The sequence below is a fragment of the Desulfovibrio sp. 1214_IL3152 genome, from assembly GCF_036763055.1.
GTDB lineage: Bacteria > Desulfobacterota > Desulfovibrionia > Desulfovibrionales > Desulfovibrionaceae > Desulfovibrio.
Window position 1 is genome coordinate 1 of the sequence record NZ_JBAIYW010000045.1, and the last position, 2,295, is coordinate 2,295.

The 2,295-nt window shown below is 60.3% G+C and carries 1 protein-coding gene; it reads right to left on the minus strand.

Annotation, left to right across the window (positions count from 1 at the left end):
• Positions 1 to 2,295 (minus strand): UvrD-helicase domain-containing protein (locus V6C07_RS00875; protein ID WP_333534509.1); only part of this gene is annotated, 2,295 nt, incomplete at both ends.

Here is a 2,295-nt window from a genome sequence, read left to right on the forward strand (position 1 = left end):
GGGGGCAGGCTGCCCAGGGTGTAGGGCGGCTGGAGGCTTGCGCGCTCCCAGAGAATGTCCAGACCCGCAAGCACCGGAGACTGCCTTTTGGCCGACGTGCGGAACACATACAGGGCGTCCCGTGCGCGGGTAAAGGCGACGTAGAGCAGGTTCAGGCTTTCTCTGGCCTGTCGGGCCAGGTCTTCATAATAGGGGCGGCCCAGTGCTTTCTGATTGCGCACCATCATGCTCAGGCCCTGACGTTCCGTGCGCAGAGGCTTGTCAGAAGCGGAAATGTTCAGTGCGGTAAAGGGGACGAAAACCACCGGAGCCTCAAGCCCCTTTGACTTGTGCACAGTCATGACCCGCACGGCGTTCATGTTTTCCGGCATGGGAACTTTTTCTTCCTGGCTTTTGGCATTCCAGTGTTCCAGAAAAGTGGAAAGCGTCGCCATGCCTTTTTCTTCCGCGCTGTGCAGCACTTCCATAAAGCGGCGCAAGAAGGTTGCGGCATCGGGAAAACGCTGTTCCACATCAAGGCGCGCATACCATTCAAGCACCGTGTCATAGGGCGTCATCAGGCCGGACTGGCTGAAAAATGGCGCCAGCAGGCTTTGCCATATGTGCGGCCACCGCTGGCGGAAATTCTGGTACAGAAAGCCTTTCTTCTGGCGGGCGCACCAGCCGTGCAGGTCGATGCCGGCAAGTTCGGCGGCTTCGGGACGGCCATGAAAAATTTCGCCGGTCAGGACGGTGAGCAGGGCGATATTGTCGTCGGGACTGTCGAGAAAGGCCAGCAGGGCCACGGTCTGGACAATAAGAGGATGGGCCGAGAGCAGCAGGCTGTTTTCGGTAATGACCGGAATGCCCAGGCGCACCAGATGATCCGCCATGCGGGCCGCGCCGTCATTGCTGCGCACCAGCACCAGCACGTCCGACCACGGGCGCTGCGGAGCCACATCGTCAAGCAGTATGCGGCCCAGACGGTCAAAAACGGCTTCGCGCAACATTTCCGAAGAGTCCGCCGCAATATCTTCCACCTGCACCAGACCACCGCCGGGCGTGTGCTCAGGACATTCCTGCCGGGTTCCCGCAAAAGCGCTCAGCAGGCTTTTGACAGAAGAATCCATTATTTCCGCAGCCAGATCTTGGGGCATATCGCCGGGCAGAAGGGCGCTCATGACGGCTCTGGCCGTATCCGCCTGCTCCAGAAGGGAAAAGAGGGCATTGTTGTGTTCCACCACCTGACGGCGGCTACGCCAGTTGAACGGCAGACTGTCACGGGCCGTAGAGGTGGCAACGGCGGCAAGCCCCCGGTCTTCAAGGATGCCGTCAAAAAGTTCCGGGTCACCGTCACGCCAGCCGTAAATGGACTGTTTGACATCGCCCACCCAGGTCAGCGATCCGCCACGCGACAGCGCTTCCTCCACCAGAGGACGCAGCGCACGCCACTGTTCCTGGCTTGTATCCTGAAATTCGTCCACAAGGTAATGGGTAAGGCGCGCGCCCAGACGGCAGAGCGTTTCCGGCACGCCGTGATCGCCGGACAAAACCTGCTGTGCCATATGGGGGACGAGCAGGCCGGGGAGCGTTCCCTCCTGTTCCTGATTGTGCAGAAAGGCGTTGGCCAGAATACGCGCCATGCGTATGGACGGTTCAAGGCGCAGGGCCTGCCGCAACAGCTGCCCGTCTTCCATGCATGCCTGCGCGGCCCGGCTAAAAACGCCGTAGGCGTGTTCCACCCCGGAGTCGACAGCAGCGCCTTTTTTAAAAAGTTGGGCTGCGGTGTCCTTGGTCAGAAAAGCCGAATTTTTATATTCGCCTTTGGCCCAGGCTTTGACGGCTTTTTCCGCATTTGCCATCCAGGGCAGGCGGGCGTCGTCGGCTATCCGCAGCAAATGGTCGGCAGCCTGTCTGGCGGCATGGTTAAGGGCAAACAGGCTTTGCTCAAGCTCTTCGTAGGAAGAAAGTTCGCCGTAGCGGCCCAGAAGGGCGCTGTCCAGAAGAGGGCGCAACTGGTGCAGCAGTTTTTCTCCTGCCAGAAAGCCCTTGCTTTGTCCGTGGTGAACCATGGCGCGGCAGACCTGCCGCAAAAGGCCGCGCATATTTTCATCACCTTGCCAGGCTTTTTCCAGCAGAAGGTCCAGGTAGGGCGCAAGCGCTTCTTCGGTGGCAAAGACGGGCTGAAAGTCCGGGTGCAGCCTGAGGTCCAGCGCGGCGGCGCGCACGATGAGATGCAGCAGGCTGTCGATGGTGCGGATGTTCAGCGCGCTCATGTCACGCATGATGGCGTCCACCCAGCGCCCGGCCGAAGCT